This window comes from Micromonospora sp. NPDC049559 (assembly GCF_040676675.1).
In the GTDB taxonomy this organism is placed as follows: domain Bacteria; phylum Actinomycetota; class Actinomycetes; order Mycobacteriales; family Micromonosporaceae; genus JBFAPK01.
In genome coordinates this window covers 1-17,609 of record NZ_JBFAPK010000028.1, presented here as the reverse complement: position 1 = coordinate 17,609, position 17,609 = coordinate 1, and the positions used below count along the sequence as shown (strand labels likewise).

General features: G+C 73.1%; 16 protein-coding genes and 2 pseudogenes. 16 read left to right on the top strand and 2 right to left on the bottom strand.

Going from position 1 to position 17,609, the window contains the following annotated elements; all coding sequences use genetic code 11:
• The first annotated feature begins 19 nt into the window (after nt 1-19).
• Nucleotides 20-667: a response regulator transcription factor gene (locus AB0J86_RS26110; RefSeq protein WP_363860241.1), complete on the top strand. Its 648-nt coding sequence runs from the start codon at nt 20-22 to the stop codon at nt 665-667.
• 121 nt (nt 668-788) lie between these two features.
• Nucleotides 789-2,045 (top strand): phospholipase D-like domain-containing protein, encoded by a 1,257-nt coding sequence (locus AB0J86_RS26105; protein ID WP_363860240.1) that lies wholly within the window; start codon nt 789-791, stop codon nt 2,043-2,045.
• 174 nt (nt 2,046-2,219) lie between these two features.
• On the opposite strand, the gene AB0J86_RS26100 is transcribed toward AB0J86_RS26105, so the two are convergent.
• Nucleotides 2,220-2,978, bottom strand: coding sequence for an alpha/beta hydrolase (locus tag AB0J86_RS26100; protein ID WP_363860239.1), 759 nt, complete (start codon nt 2,976-2,978; stop codon nt 2,220-2,222).
• 182 nt (nt 2,979-3,160) lie between these two features.
• Between AB0J86_RS26100 and AB0J86_RS26095 the strand changes: the two genes are divergently transcribed.
• Together AB0J86_RS26095 and AB0J86_RS26090 are read left to right on the top strand one after the other, a co-directional pair.
• Entirely contained in the window at nt 3,161-3,730 is a 570-nt protein-coding gene (locus AB0J86_RS26095; protein ID WP_363860238.1) for a TetR family transcriptional regulator, read from the top strand.
• Between the two features lie 229 nt (nt 3,731-3,959).
• A complete protein-coding gene (locus AB0J86_RS26090) occupies nt 3,960-4,904 on the top strand; it encodes an NADP-dependent oxidoreductase (RefSeq protein WP_363860237.1) in 945 nt (314 codons plus the stop codon).
• A 45-nt stretch (nt 4,905-4,949) separates the two neighbouring features.
• Here the strand turns inward: AB0J86_RS26090 and AB0J86_RS26085 are convergent, their stop codons facing one another.
• The gene (locus AB0J86_RS26085) at nt 4,950-5,714 is read right to left on the bottom strand and encodes a BTAD domain-containing putative transcriptional regulator (protein ID WP_363860323.1); all 765 of its coding nucleotides are present in this window, start codon (nt 5,712-5,714) and stop codon (nt 4,950-4,952) included.
• Between the two features lie 626 nt (nt 5,715-6,340).
• Here AB0J86_RS26085 and AB0J86_RS26080 point away from each other — a divergent pair.
• The 12 genes and pseudogenes from AB0J86_RS26080 to AB0J86_RS26025 form a co-directional block, all read left to right on the top strand.
• Nucleotides 6,341-6,685, top strand: a complete 345-nt coding sequence (locus AB0J86_RS26080; protein ID WP_363860236.1) for a TcmI family type II polyketide cyclase — start codon at nt 6,341-6,343, stop codon at nt 6,683-6,685.
• Nucleotides 6,682-8,487, top strand: coding sequence for an acetyl-CoA carboxylase, carboxyltransferase subunit beta (accD, locus tag AB0J86_RS26075; protein ID WP_363860235.1), 1,806 nt, complete (start codon nt 6,682-6,684; stop codon nt 8,485-8,487). The genes AB0J86_RS26080 and accD overlap by 4 nt, the downstream gene beginning before the upstream one ends.
• Nucleotides 8,484-8,957 (top strand): acetyl-CoA carboxylase biotin carboxyl carrier protein, encoded by a 474-nt coding sequence (gene accB / locus AB0J86_RS26070; protein WP_363860234.1) that lies wholly within the window; start codon nt 8,484-8,486, stop codon nt 8,955-8,957. Before accD ends, accB begins: the two co-directional genes overlap by 4 nt.
• Nucleotides 8,958-8,977: 20 nt before the next feature.
• The gene (locus AB0J86_RS26065; RefSeq protein ID WP_363860233.1) at nt 8,978-10,357 is read left to right on the top strand and encodes an acetyl-CoA carboxylase biotin carboxylase subunit; all 1,380 of its coding nucleotides are present in this window, start codon (nt 8,978-8,980) and stop codon (nt 10,355-10,357) included.
• A 299-nt stretch (nt 10,358-10,656) separates the two neighbouring features.
• Nucleotides 10,657-11,526, top strand: a complete 870-nt coding sequence (locus AB0J86_RS26060; RefSeq protein ID WP_363860232.1) for an SRPBCC family protein — start codon at nt 10,657-10,659, stop codon at nt 11,524-11,526.
• Complete coding sequence (locus AB0J86_RS26055; RefSeq protein ID WP_363860231.1) at nt 11,519-11,971, top strand: cupin domain-containing protein; 453 nt, start codon at nt 11,519-11,521, stop codon at nt 11,969-11,971. The genes AB0J86_RS26060 and AB0J86_RS26055 overlap by 8 nt, the downstream gene beginning before the upstream one ends.
• On the top strand, nt 11,968-13,239 hold the full coding sequence (locus AB0J86_RS26050; protein ID WP_363860230.1) for a beta-ketoacyl-[acyl-carrier-protein] synthase family protein: 1,272 nt from the start codon (nt 11,968-11,970) through the stop codon (nt 13,237-13,239). Before AB0J86_RS26055 ends, AB0J86_RS26050 begins: the two co-directional genes overlap by 4 nt.
• Nucleotides 13,236-14,447: pseudogene (locus AB0J86_RS26045) on the top strand (beta-ketoacyl synthase N-terminal-like domain-containing protein); the annotation flags it as partial. The gene AB0J86_RS26050 and the pseudogene AB0J86_RS26045, both read left to right, overlap by 4 nt.
• A gap of 116 nt (nt 14,448-14,563) precedes the next feature.
• Nucleotides 14,564-14,938 (top strand): antibiotic biosynthesis monooxygenase family protein, encoded by a 375-nt coding sequence (locus tag AB0J86_RS26040; protein ID WP_363860229.1) that lies wholly within the window; start codon nt 14,564-14,566, stop codon nt 14,936-14,938.
• 200 nt (nt 14,939-15,138) lie between these two features.
• Entirely contained in the window at nt 15,139-15,507 is a 369-nt protein-coding gene (locus AB0J86_RS26035; RefSeq protein WP_363860228.1) for a SchA/CurD-like domain-containing protein, read from the top strand.
• A gap of 273 nt (nt 15,508-15,780) precedes the next feature.
• Nucleotides 15,781-17,013, top strand: coding sequence for a monooxygenase (locus tag AB0J86_RS26030; protein WP_363860227.1), 1,233 nt, complete (start codon nt 15,781-15,783; stop codon nt 17,011-17,013).
• 387 nt (nt 17,014-17,400) lie between these two features.
• Nucleotides 17,401-17,609 (top strand): annotated as a pseudogene (locus AB0J86_RS26025) (glycosyl hydrolase); the annotation flags it as partial.

The following is a 17,609-nucleotide window of genomic DNA, read 5'->3' as shown; positions in this document are numbered from 1 at the left end:
GGCGAGTGGGGCGGGCGCGATGAGGATCCGCACGGTGGTCGCCGACGACGAGCCGCTGCTGCGCGCGGGCGTGCGCACGATAGTGGAGTCCGCCGGGGACATCGAGGTCGTCGCCGAGGCCGCCGACGGGCGGGCGGCCGTCGAGGCCGTGCTGGCGTACCGGCCGGACGTGGTGCTGCTCGACATCACCATGCCGGTGCTGGACGGGCTGGCCGTACTGGCCGAGCTGAGGCGCCGTACGCTCGACGCCCGGGTGGTCCTGCTGACCGCCTTCGGTACCGAGCCGAACGTGGTCGGCGCGCTGCGGCACGAGGCCAGCGGGTTCGTGCTCAAGCACTGCGCGCCGGACGAGCTGATCCGGGCGGTACGGGCGGCCCACGCCGGCGAGGCGTACCTCTCCCCGGCGGTGACCCGGACCGTGCTCGGCCTGGTGAAGCCCTCGGACCAGGAGCGGCGGGCCACGGCGGTGGCCCGGACGAACCGACTCGGTCCGCGCGAGCGCGACGTCCTGCGGCTGATCGGCGAGGGACTCTCCAACGCGGAGATCGCCGCGCGGCTGCGCATGAGCGAGATGACGATCAAGACGTACGTCAGCCGGATCCTGACGAAGACCGGTTGCGCCAACCGGGTGCAGGCCGCGCTGACCGCCCACCACGCCGGCCTGTGACGGGCCGGTGCCGGTGGTCCCGCGACCGGTGGGTCGCGGCCCCGGGGGCCCGGGGCACCATGTGGTGGATTTCGCCACGCGACGTTGACCGTCGGAAAATTTCCGACAACGATTCCTGTCCATGAACACGATCCGTATGGGCGCGGCGGCCCGCCGCGCGCTGGTGTGCTCTCTCGTCGCGTTGTGCGTGGTGGCGGCGCCGACCGGTCCGGCGCCGGCGGCGGTGCCGAGCGCCTCCGCCGTGGCGAGCGCCTCCGCCGTGTCGACCACCCTGGCCGGGTACCCGGTCTGGGCCCACTTCACCGACCCGACCGCCGGCCGCGACTACACCATCATCAACGAGCTGCAACGGTTGATCGACGCGGCGCCCGCCGGCTCCACCATCCGGGGAGCGATCCACTCCCTCAGCGTGGACTCCGTCGCCGACGCGCTGCTGCGGGCCCAGAACCGCGGCGTCACCGTGCTGGCGCTGCTCGACGGGAAGAACGAGTCCTCGACCGACCCGGGGATCGCCACGATCAGGCAGCTGACCAACCACCAGTTCTGCCAGAACAGCAGCGGTGGCCGGGGCTGCATCAGCACCAGCGCCGACGGCGACATGCACACCAAGCTGTTCACCTTCACCAGCACCACCGACCCGAACGGCGTCGCCCGCGGCAACGTGGTCTGGTTCGGGTCGAGCAACCTCACGTACGCCACCGGCCCGGACGCGTTCAACAACACCATCACCGTCTACGGGGACGCGACGCTCGCCGCCGGACTCAACGCCAACTTCTCCGACATGTGGAACCGTCGGCACTACAGCGGCGACGACTACTACGACGCCGCCTCCGGCCGCGGCTACTACCAGGCCGCCGCGGCCGACGCGTACGCCTCGCCGGAGGGTGCGGGGCAGACCGACACGATCGTCACCCGCCTCAACGACCTGACCCCGGACGCGGACTGCCGGCTGCGCGTCGGCATGGCGTCGGTGACCACGGGCCGGCCGCAGATCGTCAGCCTCGTGACCCGGTTCCGCTCCGCCGGCTGCAAGGTCTGGATGGTGGTGGGCACGAACGCCGACGGCGGCATCGCCATGCCCCAGTCGGTCTACAACGAGCTGCTCGGCGCCGGCGTGGCCATCCACCGCAAGGACGACGTGCACGACAAGTTCTTCGCGGCGTACGGCAAGTACGGCAGCGCCTACCAGTACCGCGTCTACACCGGCTCGCAGAACTGGACGCAGGACGCGCTCGGCGAGAACGACGAGATCTTCGTGAAGATGGCCCCGGAGAGCGGGAGCACGCATCCGCTCTACGACGGCTACTACACGCACTTCAACGACGCGTACAACACCGGGGTGACCTGCTCGAAGAGCAACTTCCCCTGCCGGTCCTGACCGACGGTGGGCCCGGCCTGGGCCGGGCCCACCGCGCTCGCGTCAGCTCGTTGGCGGCGGCGTCTCGTTGGCGGCGGCGTCTCGTTGGCGGCGGCGTCTCGTTGGCGGCGTCGTCTCCGTTGGCGCGTCACACCTGGCGCGGCGCGTCGACCGGGTCACCGCCGCCTCGACCGGCTACGCCGGAAACGTCTCGCGCAGGAAGTCGAGCAGCAGCCGGTTGACCTCGTCGGGGCGCTCCATGTTCGGCAGGTGGCCCACCCGGTCGAGTTCGAGATGGCGGGCGTCGGGCAGCAGCTCCGCGAGCCGCACGGCGATCTCCCGGAAGTCGGCGAAGTCGTCGGCGCCGGCGACGAGCAGGCTCGGGGCCGTGATGTCGGCCAGGTCGTACGGCACCCGGATCCGCTCGACCTCCTCGACGGCGGCCAGCTGCACCTCGAAGGCGTTGCGCTGCATCCGCCGCAGCCACTCCCGGGTCGCCTCGTCGGCGTGCGGCAGCCAGGTGTCGACGTTGAGTTCGGTCGCCCCGGCGACGTCGCCGGCCTCCAGCAGTGCCTCTTCGCGCTCGCCGAAGGCGAGCAGCTCCGGGCTCGGCTCGTGCCCGTCCAGCGCGGTGCAGAGCAGCGCCAGCGAGGCCACCCGATCCGGCCAGCGCGCCGCGATCTCCAGCGCCACCCGGCCGCCGCCCGAGGAGGCGACCAGCGCGGTCCGTTCGACGCCGAGCTGGTCCAGCAGCTCCAGCACGTCCCGGGCGTTGTCGTACGGGCCGTCCGGCATCGGGGTCTCACCGTAGCCGCGCAGGTCGCAGCGGACCACGCGGTAGCCGGCATCGACCAGCGCGGGCAGCTGCGGGTCCCACTGCCTGCGATCGGATGCGGTGGAGTGCAGAAGAAGTACGCCAGGACCGGTCCCGCCCACGTCATGAGCCAGGGTCATCCGATCAACCTAGACGAGATGTTCCGGATCTCGGTCGGTGGCCGAAGCGATCAGTGACCGGGTGACGGGGGCGGCGGTCCCGTTGTCGTGCCAGACCGCTGCTCTCGCGGCTGGAAGACGCTGGGCCACCGGCGACGTACGATGTCCCTGGATGGCATCACTGCCGAGGCGGACAGAGGATCATGGCGCGTTGGGAACCCGGGGCACAGGCGCGGCTGCAGAGTGCGGCGCTCGACCTGATCGCGCGGCAGGGGTTCGAGCGGACCACGGCGGCGGAGATCGCGGAAGCCGTCGGGCTGAACCGGCGTACGTTCTTCCGGCATTTTCCCGACAAGCGCGATGTGTTGTTCTCCGGCCAGGCGGAGCTCGAGGCCGCGCTGGTTGCCGGGGTCGAGCGGGCGCCGGCGGGGGAGTCGCCGATGGGTCTGGTGGGATTGGCCCTGGCCCGCGCGGCGGACGTGTTCGCGAACGTGCCGCGGGAGCGGGCGCGGGCCAACCAGGCGATCATCGACGCGGAGCCGGCGCTGCGGGAGCGTCAGCGCCAGAAGTACGCCGACCTGGCCCACCGCCTCGGTGAAGCGCTGCGGGCCCGGGGTGTCGGCGACCTCGCGGCCACGCTGGCGGCCGAGTCCGCGGCCATCGTCTTCACGCTGGCGTTCGCCCAGTGGCTGGTCGACGGCGAGTCGCGGTCCCTGTCGTTGATTACCGTCGAGACCCTGGCCGAGCTCCGCGCGCTCAACGTCCCGCGCTGACGCCACCCCGCCCGACGCCTCTCGGGGACGTCGAGGGTTTCGGCGCGTGCTTCGGGTGGCCGGAGGGTTTCCGGCACGGCGGTCGGGCTGTGCGCTGGGCTACGCGCCAGGAAAGCGGCTCTTTCCGGCGACGAGAACGGTGACCCGAGGGACGTCCTCGCACTCGCACTGTCATGTCAGTGGCTGACATTCCTCGTGCTAGGGTGATGTCACTCGGAGACATCACGGCATGGAGGACGACGAAATGAAGCGCATCCAGTACCACGAGTACGGTGGCCCCGAGGTCATGCGGCTCGAGGACTTCGAGCCAGCGCGACCCGGCAAGGGCGAGGTCCTGGTCCGGGTGCGGGCGGCGGCGGTGAACCCGATGGACGCGGGCATCCGCCGCGGCCGGCTGAAGATGGTGACCGGGCGGAAGTTCCCGCGCGCCCTCGGACACGACTTCTCGGGCGTCGTGGAGGCGGTCGGCGAAGGCGTCACCCGGGTCCGGGTCGGGGACGAGGTCCTCGGCGGGGCGAGCGTCAAGGGGGCGGGAGCGTTCGCCGAGATGGTTGTCGCCGAGGAGAACGGCGTCGCGAAGAAGCCGACGAACATCTCCTGGGAGGAGGCCGCCGCGCTCCCGACGCCCGCGGTCACCGCGTACCAGGCCCTGGTCAAGAAGGGCAGGCTGAAGGCCGGGCAGTCGGTCTTCGTCGCCGCCGCCCTCGGCGGGGTCGGCCGGTCCGCCGTCCAGCTCGCCCTGATGATGGGCGCCTCCGTGAGCGGCAGCTGCCGCGGTACCGCCAGTCAGGAGGCACGCGACCTCGGCGTCTCCCCGATCGTCGAGTTCGATTTCGACCCGACGAAACTCGCGGGGCGGTTCGACGTCGTCCTCGACGCCTCCGGCAAGCTGCCGCTCAGGTCGGCGAAGACATTGGTGAAGCCCGGCGGTCACATCGTCGACATCCACCCCGCGCCCGCGAAGTTCGCGCGGGCCGCCCTGCCGGGGCCGTACGAGGTGCTGGTCACCAGCGCGGTCCCCGCCGACCTCGAACAGGTCGTTCGGGCCGCCGAGAAGGGAGCGCTGCGGATGCCGATCGCCGCCACCGTGCCGCTGGGCGAGGCGATCCCGGCGCTCACGGAGTTCGAACGCCGGGTCGGACCCAAGGGCGGCAAGTTGATCATCACGGTCTGACGACGAGGGCCGTCGAGCTCGACGCCCGGCGGCCCGCAAGGAGGGTCAGACCCGGAACGGCTGGGCCGGGCCGTGCGCCGGTGCGCCCCGGTCGCCGGCCGGTGACCGGGGCGCCGGCCGGCCGATCGGCGCGAGGATGTCCGCGAGCAGGTCGCACATCGCCGGCGAGGGCTCCAGTTGCAGGTCGCGCAGGATCAGGTCGCGGTAGACGTAGAAGGCGTGCAGGGCCTCGTACGCGTTCCCCTCGGCCAGGTGCACCTCGACGATCAGGCGGTGCGGGGTCTCCCGCAGCGGTTCGGCGCGCATCGCCTCCATCGCCGCCTGGAGCGCCTCGCCGTGCTGGCCGGCGCGCAGGTGGGCCCGGCCGATCTCCTCCAGCATGTGCAGCCGGAGCTGGCGCAGCCGTTCCCGTTCCAGCAGGACCCAGTCGTCGTACCAGCCCGGGAGCAGGTCGTTGCGGCCGGTGGCGAGGATGCCGGCCGCCTCGCGGGGGTCCCCGCCCTCGGCGATGCGGGCGGCGGTCCGGGCGAGCTGGTCGATGTCCAGCTCGACGTTGCCGTCCAGCTGCACCGTGTCGCCGGTGGTCACCACCGGACAGCAGGCGTGCTGGCGCAGCCGCCACAGGGCCGTACGCAGGGAGGAGAGGGCGCGCTCCTCCGGGGTGTCCGGCCAGAGCAGCCCGGCCAGGTGGGTACGGGTGGCGCCCGGGCGCAGCGCGATCAGGGCGATCACCCGCTGCAGCCCGCGCGGTACCGCGGTGAGCGTCCCGTCGTGCAGCAGCCGGAACCCGTCGAGCAGGAAGAGCTGTATCGAGCGGGCGTTGCGCGGGTCCGTGGTCGGCCAGCGCCGCCCGGTGTGGACGGCCGGGCCGGCCGAGGGCGTCGCGGGGGTGGTGGTCGCACCGTTTTCCGAGGTCACGGCTCGCTCCGAGGTCACGGCTCAACCTCCTGCACCGGGAACCAGTCCCGAAGTCGTCAGCCCGCGCCACGGAGTGTCCGCGAGAGCCTACTGCCCGATATAACCTGATTGCCACTTTTAGTTATCCACGGTACTTGTCCGGGTCGGGTTTCCGACCGCCGCCACCCGCACGGCCCGTACCGTCACCCACCCGACACCCGACCGCCGCGCCGCCGCCCCGTCCCCCCGTGAGCGCGCGCCGCGTCCGGTCCGCCGCCGCCGACGCGGCGACCCACGCTCTTGAATGGGCGCTTTACCTGCTAAAACGCATCAGCATGGCGCGACCGGCGTCACCGGATCGTCACCGGGGTGGCTAGATGATCAAGCGCGCCGGGTGACACCGGATAGACGTCGGGGTCGGCATGGTGAGCCGGACATCCATTGGGATGGGCCGGCCGGACCGGACGAGGTGGACCCTCACGCGACGGCGGTCGGCGGGTTCGTGCCGGTAGGAGCATCCGGCGGTGGGGGAGATATCCATGAATCGGTTAGTGATCGTCGCCAAGGTGCTGCCGGACGCCGAAGAGCAGGTGGCACAGATCTTCGCGGAGTCGGACCGGACGGAGTTACCGGCGATCGTCGGGGTCCGGCACCGCTCCCTGTACCGGCTGGACGATCTGTACGTACACCTGGTGGAGACCGAGGACGCCGCGGCGGACGCGTTGGAGAACGCCCGGCGGCACCCCGAGTTCGTCCGGATCAGCCAGCGGCTGCGTCCGTACGTCTCGCCGTACCTGCCGACGTGGCAGGTGCCGAGCGACGCCATGGCGCACTGTTTCTACCGGTGGGATGCGCCGGTCACCGCCACCGGGAGTCCCCGATGACCCTGTCCCCGACCCTGGACGGACCGCACTGGGTGCGCTGCGCGTCCTGTTCGATGCTGCTGTACCGCAAGCGGCTCCGCCGCCACCTGGACGTCTGTCCCGAGTGCGGCGGACACCATCGCCTCGACGCCGACGAGCGGATCCGCCAGCTCACCGACCCGGGCAGCTTCACCCCGCTCGCCGGGTCCGTCGCGCAGGTCGACCCGGTGGGCTTCGTCGACTCGCTGCCGTACCCGCAGCGGCTGGCCGAGGCGCGGGCCCGTACCGGGCTGGCCGAGGCGGTGCTCTGCGGCACCGCCCGGATCGGCGGGTACCCGCTCGCGCTGGCCGTGATGGACTTCCGCTTCCTCGGCGGCAGCCTGGGCTCGGCGGTCGGCGAACTGATCACCCGTACCGCCGAGCACGCGCTCGCCCGGCGACTGCCGCTGCTGCTGGTCACCGCCTCCGGCGGGGCCCGTATGCAGGAGGGCACCCTGTCGCTGATGCAGATGGCGACGGTGAGCCAGGCCATCGCGGCGCTGCGCGAGGCGGGGCTGCTCACCGTCAGCCTCGTCACCGACCCCACGTACGGCGGGGTCGCCGCCTCCTTCGCCACGAACACCGACCTCGTGGTGGCCGAGCGCGGGGCCAGGATGGGCTTCGCCGGTCCCCGGGTGATCCGGCAGACCATCCGCCAGGCGCTGCCGGAGGGTTTCCAGACGGCGGAGTTCCTGCTCCGCCACGGGCAGGTCGACATGGTGGTGGACCGGCGCAGCCTGCGCCGGCGGCTGCAACCGCTGCTCGCCGCGGCCACCGCCCGCCGGACGGAACCGCCGGTCGCGAGGAAGGACGCGCCGGAGCCGCCGGTCGCGAGGAAGGACGCGCCGGAGCCGCCGGCAGCACGGACGGACGCGCCGGAGCCGCCGGTCGCCGGAGAACAGGGGTGGACCGGCGAGCGCGTGCTGATCACCGATCCGGGGCGGTGCCCCGAGCCGGACGCCTGGCGTAACGTGCAGACCGCCCGCGACGTCGAGCGGCCGACCACGCTCGACTACCTCGCCACCGCCTTCGACGGCTTCGTCGAACTGCACGGCGACCGGCTCGGCGCGGACTGCCCCGCGATCGTGGCGGGGCTGGCCCGGCTGGGCGAGCGGCACCTGGTGGTGGTCGGGCACCAGAAGGGACATCACACCAAGGACCTGCTGGCCCGCAACTTCGGCATGTCCACCCCGGCCGGCTACCGCAAGGCGCAGCGGGTGATGGCCCTGGCGGTACGGCTCGGTCTGCCCGTCGTCACGCTGATCGACACGCCCGGGGCGTACCCGGGGGTCGAGGCCGAGCGGAACGGCCAGGCGGCCGCGATCGCCGACTGCATTCTCACCATGACGAGCCTGCCCACGCCGGTGGTCGCGGTCGTCACGGGCGAGGGCGGCAGCGGGGGAGCGCTGGCGCTGGCCGTGGCCGACCGGGTGCTGATGCTGCAGAACGCGGTCTACTCGGTGATCAGCCCGGAGGGGTGCGCGGCGATCCTCTGGAACGATCCCACGGGTACGCCCCGGGCCGCCCGCGCGCTGCGCATCACCGCGCCCGACCTGCTGCGGCTGCGCGTCGCCGACGCGATCGTGCCGGAGCCGGCGCTCGGGGCGCAGGGCGATCCGCTCGGCGCCGCCGACCTGCTGCGGCGCGCCCTCGTGGAGTCGCTGACCCCGCTGCTCGGGGTGCCGCCCGAGACGCTGGTGCGCCAGCGCCGGCAGCGGTTCCGCCGGTACGGTGCCGCGACCCGTCCGGCCCCGGTGCCGGCGATGCCGGTGGGGTCGCGATGACCAGCGAAGCGGCCGACGGCAATCCCGTGCTCGGGCAACTGCGCGAGCAACTGCACCAGCTCGTGACCGAGGCGACCGGTCCGCTGCGCCGGGTCCGCCTGCGCAGCGGCGACACGGTGCTGGAGGTCGAGTGGCCGTACCGGGCGGCGGATTCCGATCCGCCGCCGGTCGACGCCGCCGCCCCGGTACCGCCGCCGCGGACGGTGGCGTCGACCGTGGCCGGCCCGGAGCAGCGTCTCATCCTCTCGCCGATCGTCGGTACGTTCTACCGCTCGCCGGAACCCGGCGCGGCGCCCTTCGTCGAGGTGGGCGACGTGGTCGAGCCCGGCCAGGTGATCGGCATCGTCGAGGCGATGAAGCTGATGAACCAGGTGACCGCCGAACAGGCCGGCAAGGTCGCCGAGGTGCTCGCCAACGACGGCGAGCCGGTGGAGTTCCAGCAGCCCCTTATCGCGCTGGTGTCCGGCTGACGGGCTGAGGACGGTGCCCAATGTTCGAGAAGATACTGATCGCCAACCGTGGCGAGATCGCGCTGCGGGTCGCGCGCGCCTGTCGCGAGCTGGGCGTACGGACCGTGGCGGTGTACTCGACCGCCGACGCCGACTCGGCGGTGGTCCGCTTCGCCGACGAGGCCGTCTGCATCGGACCGCCGGCCGGTCGGCTCAGTTACCAGAACCCGGCGGCGATCGTGGAGGCGGCCCGGCTCACCGGCGCCGAGGCGGTCCACCCGGGCTACGGCTTCCTCTCCGAGGACGCCGACTTCGCCGAGATCTGCGCCGACCAGGGCCTGCTGCTGATCGGCCCGCGCCCCGAGGTGATGTCGGCGCTGGCCGACAAGGCGACCGCCCGTACGTTGATGCAGTCCGCGGGCCTGCCGCTGCTGCCCGGCAGCGTCGAGACGGTGGACTCGCCCGCCGCCGCGGTGGCGGTGGCGAGCGAGATCGGCTACCCGGTGATCATCAAGGTGGCGGCCGGGGGCGGCGGGCGCGGTATGACCGTGGTCCGGTCCCCGGCCGAACTGCCACGGGCGTACGCCCGTACCCGCGCCGACGCCCGCGTGATCTTCGGTGACGACCGGGTCTACCTGGAGCGCTACCTCGCCCAGGCCCGCCACGTGGAGGTGCAGGTGCTCTGCGACGGGCACGGCAACGGGGTGCACCTGGGCACCCGGGACTGTTCCGTGCAGCGCCGGCACCAGAAGCTGGTGGAGGAGGGCCCGGCCCCGGCCCTGTCGGCCGGCACCCTCGACGCGATGTCCTCGGCCGCCGTGCGCGGCGCGCTCAGCGTCGGCTACAGCGGCGTGGCGACCTTCGAGTTCCTGGTCGACGAGGCCGAGCGCTTCTACTTCATGGAGATCAACTCTCGGATACAGGTCGAACACCCGGTCACCGAGATGATCACCGGGATCGACCTGGTGCACGAGCAGCTCTACGTCGCCAGCGGGGTACCGCTGCGACTGCGCCAGGACGAGGTCCAGGTGCGTGGCGTGGCGGTGGAGTGCCGGGTCAACGTCGAGGACCCGGACCGCGACTTCGTACCGACCCCGGGACGGATCGAGCGGTTCCGCCCGCCGGGCGGCCCGTTCACCCGGGTCGACACCCACGGCTATCCCGGTTACGTGGTCGGGCCGCACTACGACTCGCTGCTGGCCAAGGTCGTGGTCTGGGCACCGGAGCGGGACCTGGCGCTCAACCGGATGGAGCGGGCGCTGGACGAGTTCGAGGTGGCGGGCCCGGGCGTACGGACCACCATTCCCTTCCTGCGCCGGGTGCTCGACGACGCCCCGTTCCGCAAGGGCCGGTACTCCACCGGACTGGTCGAGCGGGTACTGGGCGGGCCCGCCACGGCCGCACGACCACCGGCGGCCTGACCCGCCGGCGGCCCGTGCCACCGCCGACGGGTGCCACCGCCGGCCCGACCCGGTGGTGGCCGGCCGGGCGGCGGTATCCCGGCGGGCGGTACCTGGCGGGCGGTACCCCGGCGGGCGCCTGCGCGCCCGGGGCCTGACCGGCGGGTAGCCCGGCGGACGGGCGCGGCCGCCGCCGACGGGCCCGGACGCGCGGGAGCGCGGCCGGACCGCCACCGCCCGATCCGGTACCGCACGCCCCGCCCGATCCCCGGCCACGCGTGGCCCCGGCCGACCGGCCGACCGACAGCAAGGAGGAACAGATGACCGACAGGACCGACCGAGCCGGCAACGCCACGGTCGAGGAGATCGTGTCGATACTCGTGAACAACTGTGGACTGGACGCGGACGCGGCGGCGCTCACTCCCGCGGCGTCCCTGACGGAGCTGGGCATGGACTCGCTCGCCCTGCTCGAACTCCAGGCCGTCGTCGGGCAGCGCTACCAGGTGCGCATCCCGGAGGAGACCGGTCAGCTCACCGTCCGCGAGGTCGCCGAGCTGGTCGACCGGGAGCGCGAGGACCGGGAGCGCGAGGACCGGGAGCGTGCGGAGCGGGAGCGCGCGGCACCGGCGGCGGCGGACGCGGCCGGCACCGGAAAGCCCGGCCCGCCGGGGCACACCGAGAACAGCATCGTCATCGCGGCCCCGTTCGAGCTGGTCTGGTGGCGTACCAACGACGTGGCCCGCTGGACCGAGCTCTTCACCGAGTACGCCGAGGTGGAGGTGCTGGAGCGGGCGGGCGAGACGGTGCGGTTCCGGCTGACCATGTACCCGGACGAGAACGGCGCCGTCTGGAGCTGGGTGAGCGAGCGCACCACCGACGCGGAACGCCGGGAGGTGCACGCGCACCGGGTGGAGACCGGCCCCTTCGAGTACATGCGGATCCACTGGCGGTACGAGGAACTGCCCGAGGGGACCCGGATGACCTGGACCCAGGACTTCTCGATGCGGCCCACGGCACCGGTGGACAACGCCTGGATGACCGAGCGGATCAACGCGAACAGCCGGGTGCAACTGGAGATCATCCGGGACCGGATCGAGGCGGAGGCCCGCGAGGGCGCGGGACGGACCAGCACGACGGCCGGCCGGCAGCGGTCGGGCGAGGCACTACCGACGGGAGCGGGGCATGAGTGAACACAAGCGGATCCTGGTGGCGGCGCGGGACGTACCGCCGGACCGGCGCCGCGGCGGCGAGCTGCGGGTGCTGCTCAGCCCGCGCTCGGTGGGCAGCACCTCCGGCTTCATGGGGGTGTCCCGGCTGGAGCCCGGCGAGCGGATCGCCGAGCACTACCACCCGTACAGCGAGGAGTTCCTGTACGTCGCCCGGGGCGCGATCACGGTCGACCTCGACGACGAACCGGTGGTGGTGGGCCAGGGCGAGGCGATCTACATCGCGATCAACACGCGGCACCGGGTACGCAACGTCGGCGACGAACCGGCCGAGGTGGTCTTCCACCTCGGGCCGCTCGCCCCGCGTCCCGAACTCGGCCACGTCGACACCGAGGGCACCGCGCCGACCGGGGCCGTGCCCGAGGGCGGCGCCGTCGGCCCGGCGAGCCGGCCGGAGTTCGCGACATGACGCCCCGGCGCACGGTGGTGACCGGGGTCGGGGTGGTCGCCCCCGGCGGGGTCAACCGCAAGCAGTTCTGGTCCACCCTCACCGAGGGGCAGACGGCCACCCGACGGATCAGCTTCTTCGACCCGTCGCCGTTCCGCTCGCAGATCGCCGCGGAGTGCGACTTCGACCCGCTCGCCGCCGGCCTCACCCCGCGCGAGTGCCGGCGGGCCGACCGGTACGTGCAGTTCGCGCTGGCCGCCTCGATCGAGGCGCTGGTCGACAGCGGTCTGGAGCTGGACGAGGCGCTCCGGCAGCGGACGGGGGTGGTGCTCGGCTCGGCCGTCGGGGCGACCATGACGCTGGAGCGCGAGTACGTGGTGGCCAGCGACTCGGGCACCGACTGGCTGGTCGACGCCGACTGCATGGCCCCGTTCATGTACCAGGCGATGGTGCCGAGCAGCCTCGCCGCCGACGTGGCCTGCCGGCACGGGCTGCACGGCCCGGCCCAGGTGATCTCGACCGGCTGCACCTCGGGCATCGACGCGATCGGCTACGCCCACCAGCTGATCCAGGACGGCGAGGCCGACGTGGTGGTGGCGGGCGCCTCCGACGCGCCGATCTCCCCGGTGACCGTTGCCTCGTTCGACGCGATCAAGGCGACCACGCCGGACAACGACGACCCGGAGCACGCCTCCCGCCCGTTCGACGCGGGGCGGCGCGGCTTCGTCCTCGCCGAGGGGGCGGCCGTGCTGGTGCTGGAGGAGCTGGACCGGGCGCGGCGGCGCGGCGCGCACGTCTACTGCGAGGTCGCCGGCTACGCCAACCGCAGCAACGGATACCACATGACCGGCCTGCGCCCGGACGGGGCGGAGATGGCGCTGGCCATCGTCGACGCGCTGGACCAGGGCCGGCTCGACCCCGGGGACGTCTCGTACGTCAGCGCGCACGGCTCGGCGACCCGGCAGAACGACCGGCACGAGACGGCGGCGTTCAAGCGGGCGCTGGGCGCGGCGGCGTACCGGGTGCCGATCAGCTCGATCAAGTCCATGATCGGCCACTCGCTCGGCGCGATCGGCTCGATCGAGATGGCGGCGTGCGCGCTGGCCATCGAGTTCGGGGTGGTACCGCCGACGGCGAACTGGGCCAACCGCGACCCGGAGTGCGACCTGGACTACACGCCGAACGTGGCGCGGGACGTCCGGGTCGACGTGGCGCTCTCGGTCGGCAGCGGGTTCGGCGGTTTCCAGTCCGCGATGGTCTTCCAGCGGCTGCGGGAGCTGGACCGGTGACCCCGCGTGCCGTGGTGACCGGCATCGGGGTGGTCGCGCCGAGCGGCATCGGCCTGGACGCGCACTGGAAGAGCCTGCTGGCCGGCGAGAACCGCATCGGCCGGATCACCCTGTTCGACCCGGAGCCGTACGCCAGCACGCTCGCCGGCGAGGTGCCCGACTTCGAGGCGCTGCGGTACGCGGACAACCGGCGGGTGGTGCAGACCGACCGCTGGACGCACCTCGGGTTCGCCGCCACCCGGCTCGCGCTGGCCGACGCGGGACTGCCCGAGGTGGCCGAGGACCCGTACGCCTGCGCGGTGACGCTGGCCAGCGCCTCGGGCGGGAACCTGTTCGGGCAGAAGGAGATGCAGCGGCTCTGGGGCGGGCCGACCCGGACCGTCGGGGCGTACCAGTCGATCGCCTGGTTCTACGCGGCCAGCGTGGGCCAGGTCTCGATCCACCACCAGTTCAAGGGCCCGTGCGGGGTGCTCGTCTCCGAGGCGGCCGGCGGGCTGGACAGCCTGGCCCACGCCGCCCGGACCGTACGGCGGGGCACCCCCGTGGTGATCGCGGGCGGGACCGAGTGCCCGCTGAGCCCGTACGCACTCGCCTGCCAACTGCGCAGCGGGCTGCTCAGCGGCAGCGACGACCCGCGCGGGGCGTACCGGCCCTTCGACGTGACCGCCTCCGGCTACGTACCGGGCGAGGGCGGCGCGGTCTTCGTGGTGGAGGACGCCGCGCACGCCCGCGAGCGGGGTGCCCGGATCTACGCCGAGCTGGCCGGCTGGGCGGCGACCCACGACGCGCGGCACACGGGCCGCACCGGCGGCGGGGATCCCGAGCAGTACGGCCACGCGATGCGCGAGGCGCTGCGGCGGGGCGGGATCGCGCCGGCCGAGGTGGACGTGGTCTTCCCGGACGCGCTCGGCGTGCCCCGCTACGACGTGAGCGAGGCGGCGGCGCTGCGTACCGTCTTCGGGCCCGCCGTCCCGCCGGTCACCACCCAGAAGCCGCTGGTGGGGCGGGCGCACCAGGGCGGCTCGGCGCTCGACGTGGCGAACGCGCTGCTGGCGATGCGGTACCGACTGCTGCCGCCCACGGCCGGCCTCGACCGGCCGGCCCCCGGCTGCGAGCTGGACTTCGTCCGGCGGCCCCGGCCGGGACCGGTGGAGGTGGCGCTGGTCGGCGCCCGGGGTTTCGACGGATTCAACAGCGCGCTGGTGCTGCGCGCGTACCAGGAGGGGCCGGTGCGCGCGGGCGGACCGGTGCGGGCAGCCGCGGGCGAGGGGCCGGACGGGCCGGCGCCGGCGGACGGACGGGTGCGACAGGACGGAGTGGATGGATGACGGAATCGCAACGGGCCCGGGTGGTCTTCCTGATCCGGGTGCCGCGGCAGCGTACGGACGACTTCCTGCGGGCGTACGAGCGGATCCGCTACCAGGTGGCCGAAGGGGTGGACGGCCACCTGATGGACCAGGTCTGCCGCTCCGCGAGCGACCCGGAGCAGTGGTTGATCACCAGCGAGTGGGTGTCGCTGAGGCACTTCGAGGAGTGGGAGCGCAGCGACGGGCACCGGGAACTGGTCCGGCCGATGCGCGAGTGCATGACCGAGGGGCAGTCGCTGCGCTTCACCGTCCACGCGGAGACGTCCTCGCGGTCGTCGCTGGCCGGGCTCTCCCCGTCAGCCGGCGCGGCCGCGTCCCGCCCGGCGAAGTGATCATTCGCGGCCGACGGGCCTGCTGTTCGCCGGCTGACGGTTTGACCGTTCCTGGCCGGCTGACGGTTTGACGGTTCCTGGCCGGCGGGCGGGGCCGTTCGCCGCCCGTCGAACTGACCCTACATCGGCCGGAACCGCCGGCCGGTGGCAATCGATCGAGGAGCGGTGGCCGCTCCCGTGTCACGAGAGGTGATCGAGGAATGTCGACTCTGCACGCGCTGTACTACCCGCTGAAGCCGGGCAGCGAGGAGAAGGTGAAGGAGCTGTTCCGCCTCGGTGCCCGGCCGCCGTCGGTGATCCGGGGCGAGGACGGCAGCGAGGTCGGGCGGCTGCTCGGCACGATGGTCTTCGTCGGTCGGGAACTGGCCGTCCGGGTGATCGAGATCGAGGGGCCGCTCGGCCTGGTGGCCGCCCACATGAGCCGCCAGGAGGGGGTCAAGGCGTTCGAGCGCGAACTCGCCGAGCATCTCGCGATACCGCGCGCCGAGTCGCCGCAGGCGGCCCGCGAGTTCTTTCGTAACGCCGCCATGGAGTGCGTCGTGTCCCGCCGGTTCGACGACGAGGAGTAGCGGCGCGACGCCCTCCGGTCCCGCCCCGTCGATCTAGGGCAAATCGTCGTGATTGGAGATCAAATCACGCGGATATGCCCTAGATCGCGGGGGAGGGGCGCGGCGGGGGAGGGGCGCGGCGGGGAGTAGGCGGGGCTACTACCAACGACCGGTGTCGGAGGGCGCACATATCACTCTTGGTGCTGATTCGATCCTGGTGAGTATCGGTTTTAATGACTGATGTGGGGCGCTAATTGATCAATTCGGACGCGCCCGCCGGAATCCTGGGGACGGATGGAGGCACCAGTGCGGTACCAACTGCGAACACGGTCCGGGGAGAGGTCGAGGTGGAGGTACGCGTCGGCGGCGGGGGCGCTGGCCGCGCTGCTGCTGGTCGCCTCCTGCGCGGACGGGTCGGGCGGCGCGCCGGCGCCGGAGGCGAGCGGGGCGGGGGCGGCGGGACCCCACACCGGACACGGGAAGTTCGAGCCGCCGCCCGCCGCGCCGCTGCGCGCCGGTGAGCGCTTCGTCAACATCACGATGCCGCAGCCGTACACGCCGTCGGCTCCGCAGGGCGGCACGGACGAGTACCGCTGCTTCCTGGTCGACCCGAAGCTGACCGAGCGGAGCTTCCTGACCGGCAGCCAGTTCCTGCCGCAGAACGTCGACATCGTGCACCACGCGATCTTCTTCCGGATCGCCCCGGGCGACGCGGAGGCGGCCCGCCAGGCCGACGCCCGTACCCCGGGCGAGGGATGGACCTGCTTCGGTGACGCCGGCATCGGCGACGACGCCGCGTGGGTCGCCTCCTGGGCACCGGGCGCCAACGAGCAGCTGCTCGCGCCGAACCTCGGCTACGAGCTGCCCGCCGGCAGCCAACTGGTGATGCAGGTGCACTACAACCTGCTCGCCGCCGCCGAGGCGGCGTCCCCGGCCGACCAGTCCGGGATCCGGCTGCGGCTCACCGACGGCCGGACCGAACTGGACAAGTTGGAGACGACGCTGCTACCGGCCCCGGTCGAGCTGCCGTGCGCGGCGGGAGAGTCCGGCCCGCTCTGCGACCGGCAGGCCGCGGTCGCCGACGTCACGAAGCGCTTCGGCGAGCAGGCCGGCGAGACGGTCGCGGGGCTGAACCAGTTCTGCAACGCGGGCCGGGCGCCGACCGGCGGGGTCGAGCAGCACTGCGACCATCCGGTGCGGCAGGCCGGTACGCTGCACGCCCTCGGCGGGCACATGCACCTGCTCGGCCGGACGATCAAGGTGGAGCTGAACCCGGGTACGCCGCGGGCGCAGACGCTGCTCGACGTGCCGGCGTACAACTTCGACGACCAGTCCCTGCGGCCGCTGGCCAAGCCGGTCGAGGTGCGGCCCGGTGACACCTACCGGGTGACCTGCACCCACGACGCGAGCCTGCGACAGCGGCTGCCGCAGCTGAAGACCCTGCCGGCCCGGTACGTCGTCTGGGGCGAGGGGACCAGCGACGAGATGTGCCTGGGCCTGGTGGTCTGGTCCCGCCCCAGAGGCTGACCACCTCGTCGCGCCGTGGCCGGCCGGGTCGACGACCCGGCCGGCCACGGTCGTGTTCCGGGATCGTCGCCGGAGCGCCGCCCGTCGCCGGCCTACCGCCCCGGCCCGACCGGGACCCGGCCTACCGCCCCGGCCCGACCGGGGCCGGGGCGCTGGCCAGGCATTTCCGGTCATATGTTGACTCCGTGGCGTCCGGCGAATAGCCTTCGGCCAATCTGTAAAGGTTGTGAACTGATCGGCCGTGCGGCCCGTCCCGCCGCACGGTGACCGTTGGCCCCTGGGCCGACGGCCGGTGACGTTCACCGAACCGGGCCACCGGCCCGGCCGTCCCTCGGGCCCCGCGCCCCCGCACCGGGCGCCCGACGATCCCAGTGAGGAGCCACCCCCGTGAAGCTTCGAACATCGGCCCGGAACCGGTTCCGGGCCCGCGCGCTGACGGCCCTCGCCACCGCCGCCGTCGCCGGCGCGGCGGTCACCGCCGCGGTCGTCACGGCCTCCGGCCCGGCGTACGCGGCGACCGGGACGATCACCGGGTACGGCGGCAAGTGTGTGGACGTGGCCGGGGCCAGTAGCGCCAACGGCACGGCGGTGCAGTT